This is a genomic window from Ensifer sp. 22521, from assembly GCF_052044795.1.
Lineage (GTDB): Bacteria > Pseudomonadota > Alphaproteobacteria > Rhizobiales > Rhizobiaceae > Ensifer.
In genome coordinates this window covers 202,934-227,030 of the sequence record NZ_JBQENM010000003.1, presented here as the reverse complement: position 1 = coordinate 227,030, position 24,097 = coordinate 202,934, and the positions used below count along the sequence as shown (strand labels likewise).

Sequence of the window (24,097 nt, the reverse complement as noted above, 5' to 3'; positions counted from 1 at the left end):
CCGGCACTGAAACCCGGTGCCGCCGCGTATGCAAGGAGGTGTCAGTTCGATGGCGCCCGATCGTGAATGCTCTCGGATGGCTCTTCGACGGAGCCGGCGGCGACGCTGGCATACATGCCCGTCGTGCGGAACTCGGTCGGGCTCAGGCCGAAGGACCGGCGGAAGACCTTGGCGAAGTAGTTGGGGTCTTCGAAGCCTGAGAGGATCGCCACCTCCTTGACCGGCAGGCTCGCCGTCTTTGTCAAGAGCTTCACGGCGCGCTGCAATCGCTTCTGCAAAACGTATTCGGCCGGCGCCATGCCTTCGCTGGCGGCAAAGACGCGGGAGAAATGCGCGCGGCTCAAGCCCGAGACGCGCGCCAGTTCCTCCACCGGGAGCGGGCTCTGCAGGTTGTTCATGATGTAGTCGACGACGCGGTGCATCGTTCGGTGCTCGTGGCTGAACACCGGGTGCGAGCCGAAGACGTCGTCATAAAGCGCCATCGCCGCCTCATAGGCGATCGCCGAAGCCCGTCCGGGCGTCTCGCCGCCGCGGATCAGCCGCAGGCTGCAATCGGCAAGATGCTCGATCGTTTCCGGCTGCAGCTTCAAAACCGGGCCGGTGACGGCGAGGATCGCGCGATGGACGCGCAAGGCTTCGTCGCCGTTCATCGAGATCCAGAAGAACTCCCAGCGCCCGCCGTCTTCCAGCCAGTAGCGATGATTGTGCGGCACGAGCAAAAGCAGCGTCTCGCGCTCGCGCACCCGATAGGTCCGGTTCTCGTAGCGCAGGTTTCCAGCACCCGCGATCGTGTGCTGCAGCACCGTGAACGGCGTATTGCCGCGCTTCCGCCCGTCCCAGTCATAGGTGGCATTGGTGCGGACTTCATAGCCGGTGCTGGTAGGCATCGTGTGCAGGCTCTGGCGCCCCCGCGGCAGCGAAACCGTTCGCATGATCGGGCCATTATTGATCAAATCTTGCAGCATAAAATTACCCATGAAAGCACAATACCGCTCTGGCGGGGTCGGCGATTATACACATAATGACGGCCAATCGCGCAACAGTCGGCTCTTGTAATCGAATGGAAAGACGGATCCGCGGTCAGGTTGCACAGGCGGCGGGTCAGGATTTTTGAATTAATTTTACCCTTCGCTTGAGAGCGCGCAGTCCAGGAGGAGTGAAAAGGGCATGGCAAGTTTCAAGATCGCCATCATCGGCGCCGGCAGCATCGGCTTCACCAAGAAACTGTTCACCGACATTCTCGCCGTACCGGAACTGCGCGATATCGAGGTGGCGCTGACGGATCTCAGCGCCCGCAATCTGGAGATGATCAAGGCGATCCTTGACCGGATCGTCGAGGTCAACCGCCTGCCGACGAAGGTGACGGCGACGACCGATCGGCTGAAGGCGCTGGAAGGCGCCCGCTACATCATCAGCTGCGTTCGCGTCGGCGGTCTGGAAGCCTATGCCGACGACATCCGCATTCCGCTGAAATACGGCGTCGATCAATGCGTCGGCGATACGATCTGCGCCGGCGGCATCCTCTACGGCCAGCGCAACATCCCCGTCATTCTCGATTTCTGCAAGGACATCCGCGCGGTCGCAGAACCGGGTGCCAGGTTCCTGAACTATGCTAACCCGATGGCGATGAACACCTGGGCGGCGATCGAATACGGCAAGGTCGACACGGTCGGCCTCTGCCATGGCGTCCAACACGGCGGCGAGCAGATTGCCGAGATCCTCGGCGCCGGCGAGGGTGAACTCGACTACATCTGCTCCGGCATCAACCATCAGACCTGGTTCGTCGATGTCAGGCTCAAGGGCCGCAGAATAGGCAAGGACGAGCTCATCGCCGCCTTCGAGGCACATCCGGTGTTTTCGCAGCAGGAGAAGCTCCGCATCGACGTCTTGAAGCGCTTCGGCGTCTATTCGACCGAGAGCAACGGCCATCTCTCCGAATACCTGCCCTGGTACCGCAAGCGCCCGGAAGAGATCAGCCGATGGATCGACATGTCGGACTGGATCCACGGCGAAACCGGCGGCTACCTCAGATATTCGACGGAAACCCGCAACTGGTTCGAGACCGAGTTTCCGCAGTTCCTGGAAGCTGCCGGAAAGCCGCTCGATCCCAGCAAACGCTCGAACGAGCATGCGAGCCACATTCTGGAGGCGCTTGAGACGGGGCGTGTCTATCGCGGCCACTTCAACGTCAAGAATTCAGGCGTCATTACCAACCTGCCGGCTGATGCGATCATCGAATCCCCCGGCTTTGTGGATCGCTTCGGCATCAACATGGTCTCGGGCATCACGCTTCCCGAAGCCTGCGCCGCCACCTGCCTCGCATCGATCAACGTCCAGCGCATGTCGGTGCATGCGGCCGTGACCGGCGATCTAGACCTTCTGAAGCTCGCAATGCTGCACGATCCGCTCGTCGGCGCGATCTGCACGCCGGAGGAGGTCTGGCAGATGGTCGACGAGATGGTGGTCGCTCAAGGTCAGTGGCTGCCGCAATACGCCCACGCCATCGACGGCGCGAAGGAGCGCCTGAGCCGCGCCACCGTCAAAACGCGCGAGTGGAACGGCGCCGCCCGACGCCAGGTGCGCTCGCTCGACGAACTGCGTGCCGAGCGGCAGGCGGCCCGCGCCGCCGGCTGACCGATTGCGGAGCCGGCCACGTGAGGAGACGTGGCCTGCTACCGCCAACTGCCCGCACTTGCGGGACATTCCTGGACTTTTCGAGGAGGAGGTCGCCTGCGGGCGGCGAACAGATGAGGGAGAATCTGAGCCAATGACCAGCCACAGACTGACGAAAATGGCGAGCCTGCTGCTCGTCGGCATCTCGACCTTCGCCCTTCAGGCGGCGGCCTCCGATCCATCAGTCGTGCCCGAGCAGCCGCCATTCCCGGCCCAGGGCAAGATCACCTATGTGCCACGCGACTCGATCGCCGAATTCAAGGCACTGCCGGAATACAAAGAGCCGGCCTGGGTCACCGAAAAATACGTCAAGGCCGGCAAGCTGCCGCCGGTTGCCGAGCGCCTGCCGAAGGAGCCGATGGTCTTCAAGACCGGCAACATGCCCGATGGCGTCGGCGTCTATGGCGACACGCTGCGTCACGTGATCGGCGGCCGGCCGGAAGGCTGGAACTACTCGGCCGGCCAGAGCCAGGGCTGGGGTGGCATCGACATCGGCATGTCGGAATGCCTGACCCGCACCGCACCGCTCTTCCAGGTGGAAGCGAACGACGTCGAGCCGCTGCCGAACCTTGCCAGGAGCTGGGACTGGTCTGCCGACGGCCACAAGCTGACAATGCATCTCGTCGAGGGTGCGAAATGGTCGGACGGCGACCCCTTCGACGCCGACGACGTCATGTTCTACTGGGACGACAATGTCCTCGACCCGAATGTATCTCCGCTGAACGGCGCAACGCCTGAGACCTTCGGCGCCGGGACGACGCTGAAAAAGATCGACCAGTACACGGTCGAATGGACCTTCAAGGAGGCCTTCCCGCGCCAGCACCTCTATGCCATGGCCTATGGTACCTTCTGCCCGGGCCCGTCGCATATCCTCAAAGCCAAGCATCCGAAGTATGCCGGCACGACCTACGACCAGTACAAGAACGCCTTCCCGCCGGAATACATGAACATCCCCGTCATGGGCGCCTGGGTGCCGGTCGCCTACCGTGCTGACGATATCATCGTGCTGCGCCGCAACCCGTACTACTGGAAGGTAGACGAAGCCGGCAACCAGCTCCCTTACATCAACGAGCTGCACTACAAGCTCTCGACCTGGGCCGACCGCGACGTGCAGGCGATTGCCGGTTCCGCCGACCTCTCCAACCTCGAGCAGCCGGAAAACTTCGTCGAGTCGCTGAAGCGCGCCGCCCAGGATACGGCACCCGCGCGCCTTGCCTTCGGCCCGCGCCTCATCGGCTACAATCTGCACATGAACTTCTCGGCCAATGGCTGGGGCGAGCCGGACGAGCGGGCTCAGGCCGTGCGCGAACTCAACCGCAACGAGGATTTCCGCAAGGCCGTGACCATGGCGGTCGATCGCAAGAAACTGGGCGAAGCCCTGGTCAAGGGTCCGTTCACGGCGATCTATCCGGGGGGACTTTCCTCCGGCACCAGCTTCTATGACCGGGAGTCGACCGTCTATTATCCCTTTGACCTCGATAGCGCCAAGGCGCTGCTCGAAAAGGCGGGGCTGAAGGACACCGACGGCAACGGCTTCGTCAACTTCCCGGCCGGCAAGGCCGGTGGGCAAGACGTCGAGATCGTGCTTCTGATCGACAACAGCTACGCGACCGACCGCAACCTGGCCGAAGGCATCATCGGGCAGATGGAAAAGCTCGGCCTTCGGGTCGTGCTGAACTCGCTCGACGGCAAACAGCGCGATGCGACGAACTATGCCGGCCGTTTCGACTGGATGGTTCACCGAAACGGGCCGGAATACGCATCGGTTGTGCAGAACACGCCGCAGCTTGGCGCAACGGGTCCGCGCACCAGCTGGCACCACCGCGCGCCGGAGGGTGGACAGGTCGATCTGATGCCGTTCGAGCAGGAGCTTGTCGATACCATCAACAAGTTCATCGCCAGCAACGGCAATGCAGAGCGTGTCGCACTGATGAAGCAATATCAGAAGATCGCGACGACGAACCTCGATACGATCGGGCTTACCGAATACCCGGGGGCGCTGATCATCAACAAGCGCTTCGCCAACGTACCGACCGGCGCACCGATCTTCATGTTCAACTGGGCGGAGGACACGATCATGCGCGAACGCCTCTTCGTGCCTGCGGACAAGCAGGGTGACTTCGAGCTCTTTGCTGAACAGCTTCCGGGCAAGCCCGGCGAGAAAGGCCTCAGCAACTGATGCCACGCTGCTCCTCCGGTCGCAGGCCGGAGGAGCGCTCCATCACCCCAACCGACAGAAGGAAACGGCATGTTCAGGTTTCTGCTTGTCCGCATTGCCTCTGCCATCCCGGTGCTTTTGGTGCTGAGCGTTGCGACCTTCGCTATCATCCAGGCCCCGCCCGGAGACTATAGCGATTACATCCGCTCGCAGCTGATCAACCAGGGCGGCGCGTCCTACGAGGAAGCGGAAGCCCAGGCCCAGGCCTATCGCAAGGAGCATGGGCTCGATCAGCCGATGGCGGTGCAATACGTCAACTGGATGACCGGCATCCTGACGCGTGGCGATTTCGGCCACAGCCTCTATTACAACAAGCCGGTTGCCGACGTCGTCGGCGAGCGCCTGCCGCGCACGCTGGCGCTGGCGCTCGTCTGCCACATCTTGGCGTCGGTGATCGGCATTTCCTTCGGCATCATCGCGGCGACCCGGCAATATTCCTGGATCGACAGCCTGCTTTCGACGGTCGCCTTCCTCGGCATGACGGTGCCGCGCTTCCTGATGGCGCTGATCATCGTCTATATCCTCGTCTTCCACTTCAATGTCAGCGAAATCAACAGCTTCCACTCGGCCCGCTACGGCGGGGCGCCGTGGTCCTGGGATAAATTCGTCGACCTCGTCAAACATGTCTGGCCGGTCGTGGCGATCGCCACCTTCGGCGGCCTCGCCTACAATATGCGGGTGATGCGCGGCAATCTGCTCGACACGCTGAACGCGCAATATGTCGAAACCGCCCGGGCGAAGGGCCTCAGTGAAGGGGCCGTGGTCATGCGCCACGCGGTTCCGAACGCACTGCATCCGCTGATCATGTATCAGGGCGTGGTGCTGCCCTACATGCTGACGGGCGAGATCGAGACCGCGATCATCTTTGCGCTGCCGACCGTCGGTCCCGCCATCGTCGGCTCCATGTGGGTGGGCGACGTCTATGTCACCGCCACCTTCATGCTGGTGCTGTCGGCAACGCTCATCCTCGGCAACATCATCGCCGACATGCTGCTCGCAGCACTTGATCCGCGCGTGCGTCTGGGAGGAGCCCCGGCATGACCGCCGAGATTGAGACGACCCTTCCGCTCGTTGTCGAACCCAAGCACGAGCAGCACAATGAAAGCTACCAGGCGCTCGTCTGGCGGCGGCTGAAACGCTCCTGGACGGGCATGCTCGGGCTGGTCCTCGTCGGCCTGCTGATCTTCATGGCGCTCTTTGCCGACTTCCTGTCGCCGGTTGATCCGAAGGCAACGGGTGTCGCCTTCGCGCCGCCGCAGGCGATCAGCTTTGCCGACAAGGACGGCAACTTCGTCTTCCCGCCGCGCAGCTACCCGCTGAGCGAGGGCACGGAGCTTGACCCGATCACCTTTCAGCCGATCATCGGCCCCGATTACGACAATCCGCAGATCCTCGGCTTCTTCGTCAAGGGCGCGCCCTACCGGCTCTTCGGCCTGATCCCGGCCGAGCGTCATCTCTTTGGCGCGGTCGATGGCTCGCCGGTGCATCTGCTCGGAACCGACAAGTTCGGCCGCGACGTGCTGTCGCGCATTCTCGTCGGCTCGCGCATCTCGTTGATGATCGCCCTCATCGTCGTCTCGATCGTCACCATCGTCGGCACGACCGTCGGCATGGCGTCGGGCTACTTCGGCGGCCGCTTCGATGTCTGGACGCAGCGCTTCGTCGAACTGGTGCTCGCCTTCCCGCAATTGCCGCTCTATCTGGCGCTGACCTCGCTGATCCCGGTGACGGCACCCACCAATGTCTTCCTCGCCTTCGTCATCATCGTCATGTCGGCGCTCGGCTGGGCGCAGATGTCACGCGAGGTGCGCGGCAAGACGCTGGCGCTTGCCCGCATCGACTATGTGCGGGCGGCCATCGCCGTCGGCGCCAGCGACCGGCGTATCATCTTCCAGCATATCCTGCCGAACGTGATGAGCCATGTGATCGTCGCCGTCACGCTGTCGATCCCGCAGGTGGTGCTGCTCGAATCCTTCCTCGGGTTCCTTGGGTTTGCGGTCAAGCCGCCGCTCATTTCCTGGGGGCTGATGCTGCAGGATACCTCCACCTATTCCGTCATCGGGTCCTATCCCTGGATACTGTCGCCCGTCGCCTTCGTGCTTGTCACAGTCTTCGCCTTTAATGCTCTTGGCGATGGCCTGCGCGATGCCATCGATCCCTATTGAGGAGGACGCAACATGTCAGAGACAATCGACGCCCTCTCAGCTGCTCCGCCTGAGCGCAAGGACCTTGCCGAACGAAACGGCCGGCCGATCATCGACGCCCGCAATGTCGCTGTTCGTTTCAAGGTCGAACACGGCATGGTGGAGGCGGTGAAGGACGTGTCCTTCCAGCTCTACCGCGGCGAAACCATCGCCATCGTCGGCGAATCCGGCTCTGGCAAATCGGTGACGGCGCGCAGCGTCATGGGGCTTCTCTCCAAGCGCGCCACCATCGCTCCGCAGTCGCGCATCGACTATGACGGCAAGGACGTGCTGAAATTCTCGCCGCGCGAACGACGCGGCTTGCGCGGCAACCGGCTGGCGATGATCTTCCAGGAGCCGATGAGCTCGCTGAACCCTGTCTATACGGTCGGCACGCAGATCATCGAGGCGATCCGGGCGCACCGTAGGATCAGCCGCCGCGCCGCGACGGAGCGGGCGCTCGAACTGTTGCGCCACGTGCGGATCCCGGACCCGGAACTGCGGCTCAATCAGTATCCGCACCAGCTTTCTGGCGGCCAGCGCCAGCGGGTGATGATCGCGATGGCGCTTGCCAACGATCCTGATGTGCTGATCGCCGACGAGCCGACGACGGCGCTCGACGTCACCGTGCAGGCGCAGATCCTCAACCTGATCCGTGACCTGCAGCGCGAACTCGGCATGGCGGTGATCCTGATCACCCACGACCTGACGGTCGTGCGGCAGTTCTCCGACTACGTCTATGTCATGCAGTATGGCGAGGTGAAGGAGCACAACACCACGGCGGCGCTCTTTGCCAACCCATCCCATCCTTACACGAAGCGGCTGCTCTCTTCGGAACCTTCGGGTGCTGCCAAGCCGCTGCCGGACAACGCGCCGATCATTCTTGACGGGCGGGACGTGAAGGTCTCTTTCACGCTGAAGAAGGGCGGCCTGTTCCGCCCGCAGTTTTCCGAGCTCGTCGCCGTCGACAGGCTGAGCCTGAACCTGCGCAAGCATGAGACACTGGGGCTCGTCGGCGAATCCGGCTCGGGCAAGACGACCTTCGGCCAGGCGCTGATCCGTCTCATTAATGCCGATGGCGGCGAGGTCTTCTTTGACGGTATCCCGATCCACGACAAGGACCGGACCGCGATGCGGCCCTTGCGTTCGCGCATCCAGATCGTGTTTCAGGATCCCTTCGCCTCGCTCAATCCGCGCATGTCGATCGGTCAGATCATCGAGGAGGGCCTGGTCGTCAACGGCATCGGTCTGAACCGCAAGGACCGGCTCGACCGGGTGGTGGACGCGCTCACTGCCGCCGGCATGCCGGGCAACATCCTGTCGCGCTTCCCGCATGAGTTTTCCGGCGGCCAGCGCCAGCGCATCGCGATCGCCCGGGCAATCGCGCTCGAGCCGGAATTCATCCTGCTCGACGAGCCGACATCGGCGCTCGATCTCTCCGTCCAGGCCCAGATCATCGAGCTCCTGCGCAAGCTGCAGGACGAGCGGGGATTGAGCTATCTCTTCATCTCCCATGACCTCAAGGTCGTGCGCGCGCTCTGCCACCGGGTGGTGGTGATGCAGCATGGCAGAATAGTCGAGGAGGGGCCGGTGAGCGAAATCCTTTCCAATCCCAAGACCGCCTACACCGAAAGGCTCGTTAGAGCCGCCTTCGATGTGGCAGCATGACCACGAGAAAACAGAGGCAATCCATGACCAGACAACCCAAGATCACCTTCATCGGCGCCGGATCCACCGTCTTCATGAAGAACATCATCGGCGACGTGCTGCAGCGGCCGTCCCTGTCCGCCGCAACGATCGCGCTGATGGACGTCAACCCGCAGCGCCTTGGTGAAAGCGAGATCGTCGCCGGCAAGCTGGTGCGCACGCTCGGCGTCAAGGCCAAGATCGAAACCCATTCCAACCAGCGCAAGGCGCTCGAAGGCGCGGATTTCGTTGTCGTTGCCTTCCAGATCGGCGGCTATGAGCCCTGCACGGTTACCGACTTCGAGGTGCCGAAGAAATATGGCTTGCGCCAGACGATCGCCGACACGCTCGGTGTCGGCGGCATCATGCGGGGCTTGCGCACCGTGCCGCATCTCTGGAAAATCTGCGAGGACATGCTCGAGGTCTGCCCCAACGCGATCCTGCTGCAATACGTCAACCCGATGGCGATCAACACCTGGGCGATCTCTGAGAAGTATCCGACGATCCGCCAGGTTGGCCTTTGCCACTCCGTCCAGGGCACGGCCTTCGAACTGGCGCGCGATCTCGATATCCCGGTTTCGGAGATCCGCTACCGCGCCGCAGGCATCAACCACATGGCCTTCTATTTGACGTTCGAACACAAGCAGGCCGACGGCAGCTTCCGCAATCTCTACCCGGATCTGGTGCGTGGCTACCGCGAGGGACGGTTTCCGAAGCCCAGCCACTGGAACCCGCGCTGCCCTAACAAGGTTCGCTATGAGATGCTGACGCGGCTCGGTTACTTTGTCACCGAAAGCTCGGAGCACTTTGCCGAATACACGCCCTATTTCATCAAGGACGGCCGTCCGGATCTGATCGAGAAGTTCGGCATTCCACTCGACGAATATCCGAAGCGTTGCGTCGAACAGATCGAGCGCTGGAAGGGGCAGGCTGCCGCCTTCAAGGAGGCCGAGACGATCGAAGTGGCCGAAAGCCACGAGTACGCCTCCTCGATCATGAACTCGGTCTGGACCGGTGAACCCTCGGTGATCTACGGCAACCTCAGGAACAATGGCTGCATCACCTCGCTGCCGGCAAACTGCGCCGCGGAAGTTCCCTGCCTGGTCGACGCATCGGGCATCCAGCCGACCTTCATCGGTGATCTGCCGCCGCAGCTGACGGCGTTGATCCGCACCAACATCAATGTCCAGGAACTGACGGTTCAGGCACTCATGAGCGAAAACCGCGAGCATCTTTACCACGCCGCTATGATGGATCCGCACACGGCGGCCGAACTCGACCTCGATCAGATCTGGTCGCTCGTCGACGATTTACTGGTCGCCCATCGCGACTGGATCCCGGAATGGGCGCGCGTGTCGAAGAAGGTCCAGGCGGCTTAGCTCTTTCTCCCGGCTAAGCTGCGATCGAGCCCCGGAACCCTGGTTCCGGGGCTTGTCCTTTCGCTATACCTGGGCGGTTTGGGCTAGCGGCAGCACGATGCGCATGCAGGCGCCGCCGGAAGCCGAGCGCGCAACGTCGACGTAACCGCCGTGCAGGTGGACGATGCTCTGCACGAGGTTGAGGCCGAGGCCCGCACCCTTGCCGTTCCTCGTTGAGGCGCGTCTTGTCCGGTCCCGGTGGCAGCGAGGCGATGCGGGCGCCAAGGATGGCAACCGGCCGTACGCAGTTCGTGCGCGGCCTGCGCCAGGAAGCGCTTGTGCCTTGAACAGCCGTCGTCGAGCCCGGCCTGGCGCGATAGGTTCGTGAGGTGGCGTTGCGGTAACGGGAGGGCGAAGCGGAACTGCGGCGATCTCGATGTCGACGTCGTCCGGCTGGCCTTGACCGATATCGTCGACCCGCCGTTCGCACGGCGGATCATGACGCTCCACAACAGGCTGACATTGGATGCGAAGGATGTCGATTTCCTGTCGGGCCTCGGCCGGCGGCTGCTTATCTAACATCGCGGATACCAGCGATTCCTGGACCGCATCAGGCGTGCACCACGGATGGGCGTATCAGCGCCTTGTCAAATTGGCGCTCACGCAATCTCAAATAACAGTAAATACTAATACAACCTCTCTGAATAAGGCTTTCGATGTGATAAACTCATCGCGGGAGCAACAGCCGGCTTAGGAGATGTCGGCCTCCGTTTCATCTCGCAGTTCAGTCGTTCGTGGATGTCGAGGCAGTGTCTCCACCATGCCGGACCAGGTCAGGCCGTCCGCAAAGTCGACCTTTGACCAGAAACTCGGATTGGGAGGTGTATGATGGTTCGCAAAGTGTTTCTCATCTTGGCTGCCGCGGCGTCCGCGCTTGCGATCAACGGAGCCGCTTGGGCCGATTTCACGGTCCTCGTGCCATCGAGCAGCGAGGGTGATGGCCTTAGGGCTGCTGCTGACGACTACTCGAAGATGAAGGGCACGAAGGTGGAGATCGTGCAGGCGCCCTATGCCAACGTCTTCGAACAGGGCGCCAATGCAGGGGCAACCAAATCCGGCGTATTCGACATCATCCTGATGGATGACCCGTGGATTCCGTTCTTCGCCGAGAACGGACATCTCGAGGATTTGACACCATACTTCAAGAAAGCGGGCCTGGAGGGGCCGGACACCGACTTCCTGTCGAAGTCGCTGGCGATCTGCCGCAACCCTTACAATACCGGCCCCTATGTTTGTCTGCCCTATGTGGGAAACGCCCAGATGTTCTTCTATGACGCCGCCAAGTACAAGGAAGCCGGCGTCGACGCTCCCAAGACCTGGGATGACGTCTTGAAGGCGAGCCAGGCGCTGACCAAGGACGGCGGCGGCCGCTATTTCGGTTATGTCTTCCGCGGCGGTCAGGGTAACCCGGTCGTGGCCGACTTCATGCCGATCTTCTGGTCCTACGGCGCCGATATGTTCAACGAGGATCGCACAAAGGTGACGATCGACACGCCGGAAGGCGCGGCCGCGATGAAGACCTTCATGGCGCTCCGCGACGTTTCGCCAAAGGGGATCGAGAGCTACAACGCCAACGAAGTGGGCACTGCGCTTGCCGCCGGCACCGCCGCCTCGTCTATCAACTGGCCGAACTGGGTTGCGACCTTCGAGGATCCAAGCCAATCGAAAATGGTCGGCAAGATCTCCTACAGCCCGATTCCGGCGGGCACGAAACCGGGCAGCTCGGAAATCGGCCATTGGACCATGGGCATCATGTCGGCGTCCAAGAACAAGCAGGAAGCCTTCGACTTCATGCTGTGGGCGACCTCGCCCGAGCAGATCAAGATCTCCGCCGAGCGCGGCAATCCTCCTGTGCGAACCTCGGTCTTCACCGACCCGGAACTGACCAAGCAGGAGAAATTCCGCCATTACCCGGTGCTGATGGAAGCGATCCAGGCCTCGACGCCACGGCCGCGCCATCCGAAGTGGCCGGAGATCGAAAATGCCTTCGGCATCGAGCTTTCCAAGGTGGTCGCGGGCACGATCACGCCCGAGGAAGCGCTGAAGAACTCACAGGCAGCGGTCGAAGAAATCACCGGCCTTAAATAATAGGCGGACGCATATATCGGCGGGGCCACAGACCCTACTCTCGCGGCCGCACCGGCATCGGTCCGGTGGGGTCGCACTTGAGGTCTGTATGGACAGCGCCTGCAGGAGAAATCGATGTTGAAGCCCGGCAAAGGCACACCGGCGGCGTCGCGCCGACTGGGTGGCGCGTTCGAACATTGGACCGAGCGGCACCTGCGCTACCTGATGCTGGCGCCGACTATGCTCATCCTTCTGGCGCTGACGATCTTCCCCAGCCTCTACATGTTCTATGCGGCGGTCTACAAGATTAGCCCCAATCCCGATCTGCCCTGGCAATTCGTCGGTCCAGGCAATTTCGCGCGGCTCTTGACCGATGCACAATTTCACGTCGCGCTGCGCAACACTGCGGTCTTTACCATCGTTTCCGTGGCAGTGGAGTTCGTGCTCGGTCTCGGCCTGGCGCTGCTTCTTGATCGGTTCATTCGACGGCTCACCTTCTTGAAGACCGTGCTGATGATCCCGATGATGCTGCCGCCAATCGCCGTCGCGATCACCTGGAAGATCATCTACGAGCCACAGTTTGGCGTGCTGAACGAAATCATGTTCCGTCTCGGCCTTCCACTGCAGGCCTGGGCGGGCGACGTGAACCTTGCGATGTTTTCGATCATCGTTGCCGATGTCTGGCAATGGACGCCTTTCATCTTCCTTCTGATGCTGGCGGGGCTGGCAAGTCTCCCGGTCGAGCCCTACGAGGCGGCCGCGCTCGATGGCGCCTCGTCCTGGCGGCAGTTCTGGGATCTGACACTGCCGTTCCTCAAACCGGTGATCGCCATTGCGCTTTTGCTGCGCGTCATGGATGCGCTGCGCCTTTTCGATCTCGTCTTCATCCTGACGGGAGGAGGTCCCGCCGATCGCACCAAGGTCCTGAGCCTCTATATCTACCAGGTCGCCTACCGCTTCGCCGATCCCGGCTACGCGGCGGCGATATCGCTGTTCGTCCTGTTCGTGACGATCGTTCTCAGCACCTGGTTCATGAAACGCATGCGGCTGGCGGATTGACGATATGGCGACGACGACCCTCCCCACACGCAGCCGCACCAGAGAATGGCTCATCCGCCTGTCCGCCTATCTGGCGATCCTCGTCGCTTTGGTGTTCACGCTTTTTCCGATCTATTGGATCGCCGCGAACTCGTTCAAGTTCGACATCGATATCTTCGCCGTGCCGCCAGAATGGCTGCCGCGCAACCCGACATTGAAGCACTATGACGAAGCCTTCATTCAGCGACCGTTCCTGCGTTACGCGCTGAACAGCTTCCTCGTCGCGGCTGGCACGACCATCGTTTCCGTGGTTTTTGGTACGATGGCGGGTTATGCGCTGGCGCGCTTCAGCTATCCCTGGCAATGGCGCAAGCAGATTTCCTTCTGGATACTGTCGACGCGGATGATGCCGCCGATCGTCAGCATCATCCCGCTCTACCTGTTCTTCAACTACTTCGACATGCTGAACACGAAGTCGGCGCTGATCATCGCCTACACGGCCTTCAACCTGCCGTTCGCCACCTGGATGATGAAGAGCTATTTCCAGGACCTGCCGGTCGAACTGGAAGAGGCGGCGATCGTCGACGGCGACACGCGCTGGGGCGCATTTCTCCATGTCGCTTTGCCGCTCGCGCGTCCAGGGCTTGCGGCGACGGCCATCTTCTGCCTGATCATCTCCTGGAACGAGTTCCTGCTTTCCCTGATCATCACGCTCACCGAGCAGTCGCAGACGCTGCCGATCGGCATCGCCGGGCGGGTGACGCAGTACAAGACCTATTGGGGGGAAATCAGCGCCGCCGGCTTCATGGCCTGCGTGCCGATCGTCATCTTCGCTTTCATCGTTCAGAAGCATCTCGTCCGGGGGCTGTCTCTCGGGGCGGTCAAGGGGTGAGACGATGGCGTCCGTCACGTTCAACAACGTCTCCAAGAAGTTCGGCGAATTCCTCGCGGTGGCCGACTTCAATCTGGAGGTTCGGGACAAAGAGTTTCTCGTCCTCCTCGGCCCTTCCGGCTGCGGCAAGACCACGACGATGCGCATGGTTGCCGGTCTCGAGGAAGCGACATCGGGTGACATCTTCATCGATGCGGAGCGCATCAATGGCGTGCTGCCGAAGTATCGCGACGTGGCGATGGTCTTCCAGTCCTATGCGCTCTATCCGCACCTGACCGTCGAGGAGAACATCGGCTACCCGCTTAGGATCCGCAAAGTGCCTGAGGAGGAACGCAAGCAACGTATCTTCGAGGTTGCCCGGCGGGTGGAACTCGAGACCATGCTCTCCCGCCTTCCGAAGGAGCTCTCCGGCGGCCAGCGCCAGCGCGTCGCGCTCGCCCGTGCGATCGTGCGCACACCGCGCGTCTTTCTCATGGACGAGCCGCTCTCCAATCTCGACGCCAAGCTGCGCACCCAGATGCGCTCGGAGCTGAAACATCTTCAGCACGAGTTGCAGGTCACGACGATCTACGTCACGCATGACCAGATCGAGGCGATGACGCTGGCGCACCGGGTGGCAGTCATGAACAAGGGTGTGATCGAGCAACTGGGAACGCCGCGGGAAATCTACAGCAATCCGCGCACGCTGTTCGTCGCCGGCTTCATCGGCTCTCCGCCGATGAACCTCATCCCGGGGGAGGCGCGCGACGGAGTGTTCACAAGGGCCGGCTTCAGGGTCGGTGGGCTCGGCCGGGCGACCGTTTCCCGTGCCGTCCTCGGTGTTCGCCCGGAAGATGTCCAGGCAACGAGCCCCGCAGACCCCGATGTCAATCTGGTTGCGCCGATCTATTCGGTCGAGCTCACCGGCGAGAACACGCTGGTCAGCCTGCGGCTCGGCGCTCAATTGCTGACCTTGCGGGCAGACAAGAATTTCGCCGGCCAGATCGACCAGCCGATCGGCATCAAGGTCGTGGCCGACCGGGTATTTCTCTTCGATGGCGAGTCTCAGCGTCGTGTCGATTTCTGATTTCCGGGTGGCGGCCGCAGTCGTCGCCATCACGTTTGCGGCAGGGGCAGCCGTCGCTGATGACGGCCCGATCACCGGCAATCCGCTCGTCGATATTCCCGCCGGCCCCTTCGTCTTCGGCCGTGACGATGGCCCGGACAACGAACGTCCGGGCCAACTGGTGCTGGGCCACGTCTTTGCCATCAACCGCACCGAAATCACCAACCGTCAGTATCAGGATTTCGTGGCTGCAACGGGTCATCGTCCTGCGTTCTATGCCGACCACCCGCTTCTTGGTTTGGACGATCATCCTGTCGTCGGCGTAAGCTGGGCGGATGCCGATGTCTTTTGCCGTCACTACGGCCTCACCCTTCCGTCGGAGCAGCAATATGAGAGAGCGGCGCGCGGAACCGAGGGACGGGCGTTCCCTTGGGGCATGGCGCCGGCAGATTATCGGCGGGTCAATGCCGGCACGACAATCTGTTGCTCCGGCGATGCGAGCGACGGCTATCCGATGACCGCGCCGGCGATGTCGTTTGCCGCCGGCGCGAGCGGCGAGGGGGTACTCAATCTCATCGGCAATGTCTGGGAATGGACCAGTGATCTCTATGCGCCCTATGAACCCAAGGGAGCCATGGGTGGCAGATCGTATCGCGTACTGCGCGGCGGGTCCTGGAACAGCGATCCCGCGCATCTTACCACAACCTATCGTTTGGCTTATGATCCGGATTTCCGGTTCTCGGCCAATGGCGGCTTCCGATGCGTCCGTTCCGGCAGATGATGATCCTCGTCGCCTTTTTGCTTCTGGCAGCAGATGCCGCTGCCGAGCCGAAGGTCGCGTCAGGCTATCGGCTCGAAAGCTTTAGCAAAACCGGCGCCGCCTTCGCCGGCCTTTCTCGCGACGGCGAGGCTCTGCTCGTCACCGATCTCGCCAGTGGCCGGCTCTATCGCCGCATGCCGGGCGGCGATTTCGATGCGTTCGGTCCGGTCTTTCCCCATGGGCTCGATGTGATCGGCGATCCGACCGGTCCCTATCGCGTGTTTCGCGCCGGGGACAAACTGATCGTCGCCCAAGGCTGGACGCCCGCAAACGGCGCTGAGGGACCCTATGATCATGCGCTCATCGCGATCGACGGTACCGGCGGACGCCATGTTATCAGCGCCCATTTCTGGAACCCGTTCGACCTTGTCGCCGGCGAGGATGCCTATTACGTCGTCGACTCCGCGCGCAATAGTGTCGAGCGTCTTGGGGTCGATGGCCGCAAGCAGACGATCATGAGCTTCCACCGACTGCCGCAACAGGCGACCGCGTTGGAGACGCTCTCGCCGACGGAGTTCAAGGGTGAAGACAGCTACGAAGTCGACGCCGTGCCGACCGGTATCGCGCTTCGCGAGGGGCGCCTCTATGTCGCGCTGTTCGGCGGCTTTCCCTTCCTCGCCGGTGCCGGAAAGGTCGTTTCGATGGCCGAGAAAGGGGAGCGAACGGAGGTGCGGCTGGACGTTGAAGGCCTGAACGCACCGGTCGCCATCGCCTTCGACGACGAGGGGCAGATGCTCATCCTCGAACACGGCCTATACGACCAGCAGCAAGGGTTCCGGTCAGGAAGCGGCCGGCTGTTGCGGCTCGACAAGGCGACGGGCCGCCGGGAGACGGTTGTCAGTGGGTTGACGCGACCGGTTTCCATCCTCGTCTGGGATGTGAGGCAGATCGTCATCTCCGAACTTGGCGGCACGCTCCTCTTCCTGACACGCGAGGAGAGGCGCTGACGTCGCAGTTGCCGGGGCCGACTATCGTGACCTCATGCAGAAAATCAAAGTGCTACAGCGACCTTGCGCATCTGATATGACGCGCGGCGCTGCAGAGTGTGGCCGAGCCTCAACTCGCCCGCGCCTCCAGCCAGTTTTGCCACTCCGCCTCGCTGCCGTGGAAGACGTTGAGGTCGATCTTGCCGTCGACGCCGTGCGACAGGCCCGAGCCCGAATACTGCCAGAACAGCCACTTGCGGTTCGGGTAGACCTTGGACGGATGCTGGGCCACGGCCCTCAGCCAGAACGGATACTTCTGGAATGCGCCCTGCAGGTTGTCGGCATAAAAGTCCGGGGCGGTGTAAATGATCGGGCGCTGGCCGTAATGCGCCTCGAGCTTGTCCATGAAGACTTGCATCTTTTCGCGCACGCGTTCGGGCGACAGGCGGCGCTTGCAGCTTGATTCGCCGTTGTATTCGACGTCGATCACGGGCGGCAGCGCGCCGGGCTCGCGCGGAACGTTGCGAATGAACCAGTCGGCCTGCTCGCCGGCGGTGCGGCACCAGTAGAAGAAGTGATAGGCGCCGCGCCGCATGCCGGCCGCCTTGGCGGCGCGCCAGTTCTTCTTGAACATCGGGTCCAGATGGTCGCCGCCGTCGGTCGCCTTGATGAAGGCGAAGTTGGCCCCTTGAGTGCGCAGCTTTGGCCAGTCGATCTCGCCCTGCCAGCGGGAGACATCGACGCCGTGAACGGCCATCTTGCGCGGATTTTTGGCGCGGCCGAAATTGATCGGCTTGGCGTCACGGAAACGGTGACCATAGATCCGTGAGCGCCCCTGCGGCATTGCCTGCGTCACCGGATTGTCCGGTGCGACGAAGGCGACCGGGCGCGCGCCCGGAACGGGCATGGCCAGGGTCGTGGTTGTCGTCGTGGTATTGGCCGCGGGCGCGAAGGCTTCGGGTTCCGGAACCGGCCCGGCCCAGGCGAGCATTTCCTGCGGCGGTGCGGATTGGACGTTCTGCGGCGGCGTGACCTCGGCCACCCTTGCGCCGACATTGGCGACGGGTACCGGCGCGGCCGAAAGCACGACCGAACTGGTCGTTTCTCGCGACGGCCGCGGTGCGATCGTGTCCAGGCTCGAACTGGAAGAGCAGCCGGAGACAAGGCCGGCAAAGATGATTGCGGTCGCAGCTGAAAGACGCATGGGCACCCGTACGCAAAACAACGTCGACGGCAATCGCCGGCCGACAGGTGTGAAATAGCTAACGGAAGCTTACCCAAAAAGTTTGAATCCAATCTTACCAAGCCGACCCAACTTCACGCACTGGAGGTTGCAATCGGGGGGGCAGATTGACGCAGGCGCCGGGACGCTCTCAACCAGGGCTATATTCGACGCCGAGGCTCGTTCGTTGCCGCTTGCCGGTCCGATATTCGAGATTGCGGGCAATGGTTTCGTCAAGCGCACCCGAGGCGTCGGTGATCATCGTTGGCGCGAAATGCGAGCGGAAGCCTTCGCCGACACGAAAGGCCGGCGTGTAGAGCGGCCCAAGCGGCTGCGTCGTCGTGACATAAGTGAGATTGCCGTCGCTGCCCGAACGGGTCGGAAGACCATGGCGATGCATGATAGAGGGCAAGGCGAGGCGCAGGCTGTTGGCCAGCAGATGGATCATCTGCCGGCCCGAAAGCGAGCGACGGTAATTGCGGTAGAAGCCCAGGCAATGGCGCAGGATTTGGGTCCGGTTGCCGTCGAGGCGCGATAGCTTGCGGGCAAACAAGGCGACATCGTCAAGGTTGTCGAGGGGATGGGTCATCAGCGTGAACCCATCCATGTCGCGTAGTTTGGCAGAAGGAAGGAAGCGGCCCTCTGCGGCGCATTCGTCAAACAGGGGTGTGCCCAGCAGCGGGATCGTCAGGCTCAGGAAGGCCGGCAACGGCATTCTGCTCTCGCCGGTGATGAAGGCGAGTTCGTCCTGCATCGCCTGCATCGTCTGCGAAGACGGGTCGAACATCAGCCCGTACTGGAAGGCGACTCCGGCTTTGAGGCAGGTCTGAATGGCTTCCAGCTGCGGCACCACGAGGTTCTGTTTCTTTTGGTAGCGCTTCAACTGCGCTTCGTTCAGCGTCTCGACGCCGCTGAAGAGGCCGAGACAGCCGGCCGCGCGCACCGCTTCGAGATTGTCGGGGTCGCGAAAGAAATCCCCGGTGACAAGTGCAATCCAACCCTGAAACAGTCCCTCTTTCCAAAACGAGCGGATCAGGTCGAGCTTGGCATGGAAGGCGTCCTTGCTGTTGCCGTAGAAGTTGTTGTCGATGAACAGCACGTATTTCTTGGCCGGGACATTGCGCAATTGCGCTTCGATATAGCCGAGGTCGTAGCTGTGATAGCGCCGGCCTTCGGCGGTGAGCGCACAGAAGCTGCACTTGAAATTGCAGTAGCGGCTCGTCTCGACATAGCTGACCGGGCCGCCCCAGCCGGCGAGGTCGAAGCGCGGCAGGATCGTTTCGGAGACGGCCCATTCGCCGAAAACTTCCTTGATAACGGCCTGCATCTCCTCGACGTCACCTTCGCAGGCGTAGTCGAAGGTTTCGGCGCTCGAAACCGGCAGATTGCGGACGACCGGTCCGCCGGCGACGATGACGCAGCCTGGCGATTTCGTGCGGGCATAGGCGGTCAGATGGCGCATCCGGTCGAAGGCGGCGGTGACGCCCGTCAGCACCAGCATGTCCAGTTCCGCGAAGGCCGCCTCGTCGACGAGCGGTCCGTCGTGAAATTCGCTGTAAGCGCGAAGGCTCACGCGATTGCGGGCAAAGGCCCCCGCCAGGAACAGGTGGCCGGTTCCCTGCGGGATGAAGTCGGGGCGACCTTCCGGATTTCTGGTCTCGTCGAAATGCGCAAGCACGATCAGGACGCGCGGCACTCGATACTGGTTCACGCATGGCCTCCCTCGAACGCAACAACCGGGACATGGGGCGGAAACTCGGGCTGATCGAGCTGGAGGACTTGGCCCCAGGTGTTTTGCCGAACGGCAAACATTGTCTCCAAGGCCTGCCGCGCCGCAGCATCCTTCGGCCCCGCCGGGTGGCGCAACGAGGCGAGCGCCACGGCCGGCATCTCCAATTGTATCGCCTCTGCGAAGGCGTATCGCGCCACCCGCTCGGCGCGTCGTTGCTGGCCGTGATGCAGGTAAAGGGTCGCCTCGCCGAGTGCTGCCGTTGGGCGGCCGATCGGATAGACGCGCGCGAACCGCTCGAGCTTTCGCAGGACAAGCTGCGCCGCTGCCGGGTCGCCGCCCTCCGTGTCGCTCGCGACGTCGAACAGCCGGGCAAGCGCCGGCAGGGTTCGCGTCTTCATTGCCGGGTTGAGCGTCTGGCACCAGGAGAATGCCCGTTCGAACCACGCCTTTGCTTCGCCCGCGTCACCCTGCCGCCGGGCGGCTTCCACCAGAAGCGATGCGCCCTCGATGCAGTGTACGAGTTCCAGTCCTTCGGGCTTTGCGGTGATGATCTGCCTGAGTTCATCGAGATCGGCGTCGATGGCGGACCACCGGCCAAGCGCCGCATGGCCCCTGAGGCGGCCGAGCAGGCCGCAGCCAAGCACCTGGGTGTCGCCGCGCCTGCGGCCCTCTTCGCAGATGCGCTGAACCAGGATTTCCCATGGTGCTATGCCTTCGAAAGCGGAGGTCAGCAGCCAGGGGCCGGAAATCGTCTCGAGGCCAACGGCCACTTCACACCAGCGTCTCAAATCGCCGACGGTCGAGGCGTTGTTGAGGCCGGCCTCGAACGCCCGCTTGCCTTCACGCCAATGGCCTATGCCGATTTGGTACATGCCCGACAAAAGGTCGACGCGCACACGCGTTCCCAGTTGATCCACGCGCTCCGAAAGGGCGGCGGCCAATCGGCTGTAGTGCTCCGCCTGTTTGTGAAGCGGGATCACGCCGCATATGGCGCCGAGGCTCGCGTAATTGGTAGCGGTCGTCGGCGAGACATATTTGTTTCTTTCGGCAAGGTTCGTCGCCCGAAGCGTCGCATGGATCAGCCGCAGCTTCTCGCTGGTGAAGTAGTAGATCCGTGTCAGGTCCTCATGCGCCTTTGCCGCGAGAAGGAACGGATCGGATGGCGACCGCGAGATCTCGCGTTCCAGGATCCAGTCCTTGTCTCCATGGGTCACACGACGCCACACCTGTTCGGCAAGATCGAGAACGAGATGCAGCGCGAGGCCGGCGGAGGTGCGCGGAAGCGGCAGGCCGGAAAGCCGTAGGCCCTCCTCATAGGCATGCCTTGCAGCTTCGGCGCGGCCGAGGTTGAGACTGGCCTCCCCGAGCAGGAAACAGGCGGCCGCCCGTCGGGCAGGCGTGATCGTGATGGAGAGCTCGCGCGCGGTCTTGAAAAAGCGCTCGATCAGGTCGACGACAGCGGCATTGTCGAACTGGCGCAGACGCAGCTCGGCGACACGATCCAGGTAGTTGAATGCCAGCGCTGCATCGCCGGCGCGCTCCCAATGGCTCAATATGCGCGGCAGATTTTCCGCATTGTCGGGCTGCCCGCTCTCTTCCATCGCCTGGGCGATGGCGCGATGTGCCTCACGGCGCTGTTCCGACAGCATGCTGTCGTAAATGGCCTGGCGGATGACGGCGTGGCTGAATGTGAAACGGCCCGGACGGTCGTCCATGGGTTTGATTAGATGGGCCGCCTGCAGCCGCTCGATGCTTGCCTCGATGTCCAAGGCGGACTTCCTGATCGGTGAAAGCGCCTGGAGTTCGGCGATGGAAAAGGTCGCGCCCATGGCGCTTGCGATCTTCAGGAGAGCCTGGAGCTCAGCCGGGAGCTGGTCGGTTCGGGCGATCACGGTGACCTTGGCCGTATTGAGCAAGGTCGCTTCGTTCGAACGGGCTTCGGCGAGCGACAGGGGGACCTGGGTTTCCGCAGCCTTCGGCAATCGCCGTTCGCCGATCATCCGGCAGATTTCGCGTATGAGCAGCGGGTTTCCCGCCGACTGTGCATAGACCGCTTCGCAAAAGCCATCTGCCGGGGAGTTGCTGCCGATCGACGCGCGCACCAGTGAAATCGTGCCCTCGAAATCGAGGGGCAAGAGATCAAGTGTCTGCGCACCATTGTAATGTTGTCCGGTCCACCGCGTCAGGTCCTGTTGCGTCCTGGCCGTGCGGGTTGACACAACGACCGGGATCGGCGCCGTTCCGGAAACCAATCGGCCGAGCAGCTGACCGGATGCCTCGTCCAGCCAGTGGACGTCCTCAAGCACTACAAGGCCGCGCCCCCAGGAAAGGCTGTCGGTCATCAGATCGCGCAGCAATTCACGCAGCCGGTGCGACCGCCCGTCGCCTGACATCGCCCGGGTCTCGACCGTGTCGGTCAAGGTGAGGTTGATGGCATCGTTCAGCAACGGCGCCAGATGTGCGAGTTCCGGTCGGTGGGCGAAGAACTGCATCACCTGATCCGAGGCTTCGGCGCCGCGCAGGTCGCCGATACCAAGCAGGTCGCGGATCACTCCGCGCCAGGCAAAATAGGGCACGTCGCTTTCGATATCGTCGGCATTGCCGACCAGAACCTGGCTTCCACGGTCACGGCAGGTTTCGACGAAGGAACGAAGCAGCGCCGATTTGCCGACGCCGGAATCACCCTTAACGATCATCACGCCGGTGGCCTGTCCTCTGCCTGCGCGCTCCACATACGCGTTGAGTGCTGCAAGTTCGGCCGCCCGGTTGAAGAGAACGGGGGACTTGGTGTCGATGGTCGCGACGGTCTCGGCAATTGGCGCGAAGGCGACCACGCCGCCGCGCATGCCGGGCACGGCAAGTGTCCAGGGACCGGAAAAAGCAATCTGGCCGGCAGTCTCCTTCGCCGTTGCCTGGTCGACGAGAATGCGGCCTGCGGCAACGCTCGCCAGCCGGGAGGCCATGTTCACGGCGGCTCCAACGACAGTGTAGTCGGCACGATGGATCGTCCCGAGCGCGCCGCAGAAACTCTCGCCGGTCGAGATGCCGGCCGACAGGCCGAGATCCGGCTCGTCGAGTTCGTTCGACAGGCGAAGGGCGGCGATGATCGCCCGGCGCGCATTGTCGGCATGTTTTTTGCCGGGCAGGCCGAAAACGGCGAAGACTTCGAGCCCGCCGGAATGGAGCGCTGTGTGCAGGATCTCTCCACCGGTGCGGCCGACGACGGCAATCGATCGTGCTACGAGCTTGTTCAACCGATCGAGATCCGTATCGAGATCGCGCCCGACGATATGCACGAAAAGCGCGGTCACGATCCTGAGGTCTGCGAGCCATTGTGAAAGCGGTGAGAGCAGGCGGCTGCGCAGCGAAAGCGGTAGATAGGCTTCAAGCCGGTCGGTTGCGGAGCCCGGCTGAGTGCGGGGCGCTTCCTTCGTGGCCGAGCAGGGCTCGATGCTTTCGAGGCGTGTGGTCCCTTCCCGGTTCAGCCCGCCCTTGGCGCGCCTGCCGATCAGCTGCCACGCGGCATCGGAGACAAGAATTTCTCCGGCGTCGCTCAGTTGGCCGCCATGATCGGCCTGGGCCAGGCAGTCGCCTCCGACGATCAGCCAACGCTGGTCCGCGCGCGGCAGCAGATGCAGCAGCGTAATGGCGCCGGCACCGACGGCGATGCGCAGTTGAAGCGCGTCTTCGGGATTGCCCGGCCCGCCGATTTGCTCGCGGATACGTTCTGCACAATAACAGCTGCGCCAGGCCGTCTGTTCGAGATCATCCGGGGACGGTGCCCGCCAGCCGGCAATCAGGCTGTCGCCGGCGAAACTCAAGACCGTGCCGCCATGCTCCTCGATATGGTTGATGAGCTCGCCCATGAAGGCGTTCAGAAGCAGGCTGACGCGTTCGGCGCCGGCAGCGCGGTCGCTTTCGGACCATTTGGCGGTCAAACGCGTAAAGCCGGAAATGTCGGCGAAAAGCAGCGAGCCGAGAAAGTCTTCCCGAGCGGGGGCAGCCGATTCCGTTGCTGCCGGGGAGGACCATTGGACCAGGGCTCCGGACAGGTAACGTTGGAACTCATATTTGCCGGCGCCACCAACCACGCAAAATTCTCCCCAAGATTTTAGAGTAACACGCCTCCCGTCTGACTGAAAGTCGACTCACGCTGATCTACGGGACCCCAGTAACG

Annotated in this window: 18 protein-coding genes; 13 read left to right on the top strand and 5 right to left on the bottom strand. The window is 62.6% G+C overall.

Going from position 1 to position 24,097, the window contains the following annotated elements:
* Positions 1–41 precede the first annotated feature (41 nt).
* Positions 42–977: a helix-turn-helix domain-containing protein gene (locus ACTJKE_RS05180; protein ID WP_440691331.1), complete on the bottom strand. Its 936-nt coding sequence runs from the start codon at positions 975–977 to the stop codon at positions 42–44.
* Between the two features lie 190 nt (positions 978–1,167).
* On the opposite strand from ACTJKE_RS05180, the gene ACTJKE_RS05175 reads away from it, so the two are divergent.
* The 6 genes from ACTJKE_RS05175 (at position 1,168) to ACTJKE_RS05150 (ending at position 10,139) form a co-directional block, all read left to right on the top strand.
* Positions 1,168–2,634 (top strand): alpha-glucosidase/alpha-galactosidase, encoded by a 1,467-nt coding sequence (locus ACTJKE_RS05175; RefSeq protein WP_440635568.1) that lies wholly within the window; start codon positions 1,168–1,170, stop codon positions 2,632–2,634.
* A gap of 133 nt (positions 2,635–2,767) precedes the next feature.
* Positions 2,768–4,852, top strand: a complete 2,085-nt coding sequence (locus ACTJKE_RS05170; protein ID WP_440691329.1) for an ABC transporter substrate-binding protein — start codon at positions 2,768–2,770, stop codon at positions 4,850–4,852.
* A gap of 69 nt (positions 4,853–4,921) precedes the next feature.
* A complete protein-coding gene (locus tag ACTJKE_RS05165) occupies positions 4,922–5,932 on the top strand; it encodes an ABC transporter permease (RefSeq protein WP_058329707.1) in 1,011 nt (336 codons plus the stop codon).
* Positions 5,929–7,056 carry an ABC transporter permease gene (locus ACTJKE_RS05160; RefSeq protein WP_058329708.1) on the top strand — a complete coding sequence of 376 codons (1,128 nt, stop codon included), beginning with the start codon at positions 5,929–5,931 and terminating at the stop codon, positions 7,054–7,056. Before ACTJKE_RS05165 ends, ACTJKE_RS05160 begins: the two co-directional genes overlap by 4 nt.
* A 12-nt stretch (positions 7,057–7,068) precedes the next feature.
* Complete coding sequence (locus ACTJKE_RS05155) at positions 7,069–8,742, top strand: ABC transporter ATP-binding protein (protein ID WP_440635571.1); 1,674 nt, start codon at positions 7,069–7,071, stop codon at positions 8,740–8,742.
* A gap of 23 nt (positions 8,743–8,765) precedes the next feature.
* On the top strand, positions 8,766–10,139 hold the full coding sequence (locus ACTJKE_RS05150; RefSeq protein ID WP_058329710.1) for an alpha-glucosidase/alpha-galactosidase: 1,374 nt from the start codon (positions 8,766–8,768) through the stop codon (positions 10,137–10,139).
* 63 nt (positions 10,140–10,202) lie between these two features.
* Here ACTJKE_RS05150 and ACTJKE_RS05145 read toward each other — a convergent pair whose 3' ends face one another.
* Complete coding sequence (locus ACTJKE_RS05145; protein WP_306341294.1) at positions 10,203–10,313, bottom strand: hypothetical protein; 111 nt, start codon at positions 10,311–10,313, stop codon at positions 10,203–10,205.
* Positions 10,314–10,502: 189 nt separating this feature from the next.
* Here ACTJKE_RS05145 and ACTJKE_RS05140 point away from each other — a divergent pair, with 189 nt between their 5' ends.
* From ACTJKE_RS05140 to ACTJKE_RS05110, 7 genes are all read left to right on the top strand, one after another.
* Positions 10,503–10,697, top strand: a complete 195-nt coding sequence (locus ACTJKE_RS05140; protein ID WP_162764597.1) for a hypothetical protein — start codon at positions 10,503–10,505, stop codon at positions 10,695–10,697.
* Between the two features lie 309 nt (positions 10,698–11,006).
* Complete coding sequence (locus tag ACTJKE_RS05135) at positions 11,007–12,266, top strand: ABC transporter substrate-binding protein (RefSeq protein ID WP_058322819.1); 1,260 nt, start codon at positions 11,007–11,009, stop codon at positions 12,264–12,266.
* Between the two features lie 114 nt (positions 12,267–12,380).
* The gene (locus ACTJKE_RS05130) at positions 12,381–13,304 is read left to right on the top strand and encodes a carbohydrate ABC transporter permease (RefSeq protein WP_058322820.1); all 924 of its coding nucleotides are present in this window, start codon (positions 12,381–12,383) and stop codon (positions 13,302–13,304) included.
* Positions 13,305–13,308: 4 nt separating this feature from the next.
* Positions 13,309–14,175 (top strand): carbohydrate ABC transporter permease, encoded by an 867-nt coding sequence (locus tag ACTJKE_RS05125; protein WP_057251899.1) that lies wholly within the window; start codon positions 13,309–13,311, stop codon positions 14,173–14,175.
* 4 nt (positions 14,176–14,179) lie between these two features.
* Complete coding sequence (locus tag ACTJKE_RS05120) at positions 14,180–15,241, top strand: ABC transporter ATP-binding protein (protein ID WP_058329711.1); 1,062 nt, start codon at positions 14,180–14,182, stop codon at positions 15,239–15,241.
* Positions 15,228–16,001 carry a formylglycine-generating enzyme family protein gene (locus ACTJKE_RS05115; protein ID WP_245299169.1) on the top strand — a complete coding sequence of 258 codons (774 nt, stop codon included), beginning with the start codon at positions 15,228–15,230 and terminating at the stop codon, positions 15,999–16,001. The genes ACTJKE_RS05120 and ACTJKE_RS05115 overlap by 14 nt, the downstream gene beginning before the upstream one ends.
* The gene (locus ACTJKE_RS05110; RefSeq protein WP_058329712.1) at positions 15,980–16,987 is read left to right on the top strand and encodes a ScyD/ScyE family protein; all 1,008 of its coding nucleotides are present in this window, start codon (positions 15,980–15,982) and stop codon (positions 16,985–16,987) included. Before ACTJKE_RS05115 ends, ACTJKE_RS05110 begins: the two co-directional genes overlap by 22 nt.
* Positions 16,988–17,096: 109 nt before the next feature.
* Here the strand turns inward: ACTJKE_RS05110 and ACTJKE_RS05105 are convergent, their stop codons facing one another.
* From ACTJKE_RS05105 to ACTJKE_RS05095, 3 genes are all read right to left on the bottom strand, one after another.
* Positions 17,097–18,170 (bottom strand): glycoside hydrolase family 25 protein, encoded by a 1,074-nt coding sequence (locus ACTJKE_RS05105; RefSeq protein ID WP_058322823.1) that lies wholly within the window; start codon positions 18,168–18,170, stop codon positions 17,097–17,099.
* Between the two features lie 169 nt (positions 18,171–18,339).
* Entirely contained in the window at positions 18,340–19,899 is a 1,560-nt protein-coding gene (locus ACTJKE_RS05100; protein ID WP_440691327.1) for a B12-binding domain-containing radical SAM protein, read from the bottom strand.
* Positions 19,896–24,011, bottom strand: coding sequence for an AAA family ATPase (locus tag ACTJKE_RS05095; protein ID WP_440691325.1), 4,116 nt, complete (start codon positions 24,009–24,011; stop codon positions 19,896–19,898). The genes ACTJKE_RS05100 and ACTJKE_RS05095 overlap by 4 nt, the downstream gene beginning before the upstream one ends.
* Between the last annotated feature and the right edge of the window lie 86 nt (positions 24,012–24,097).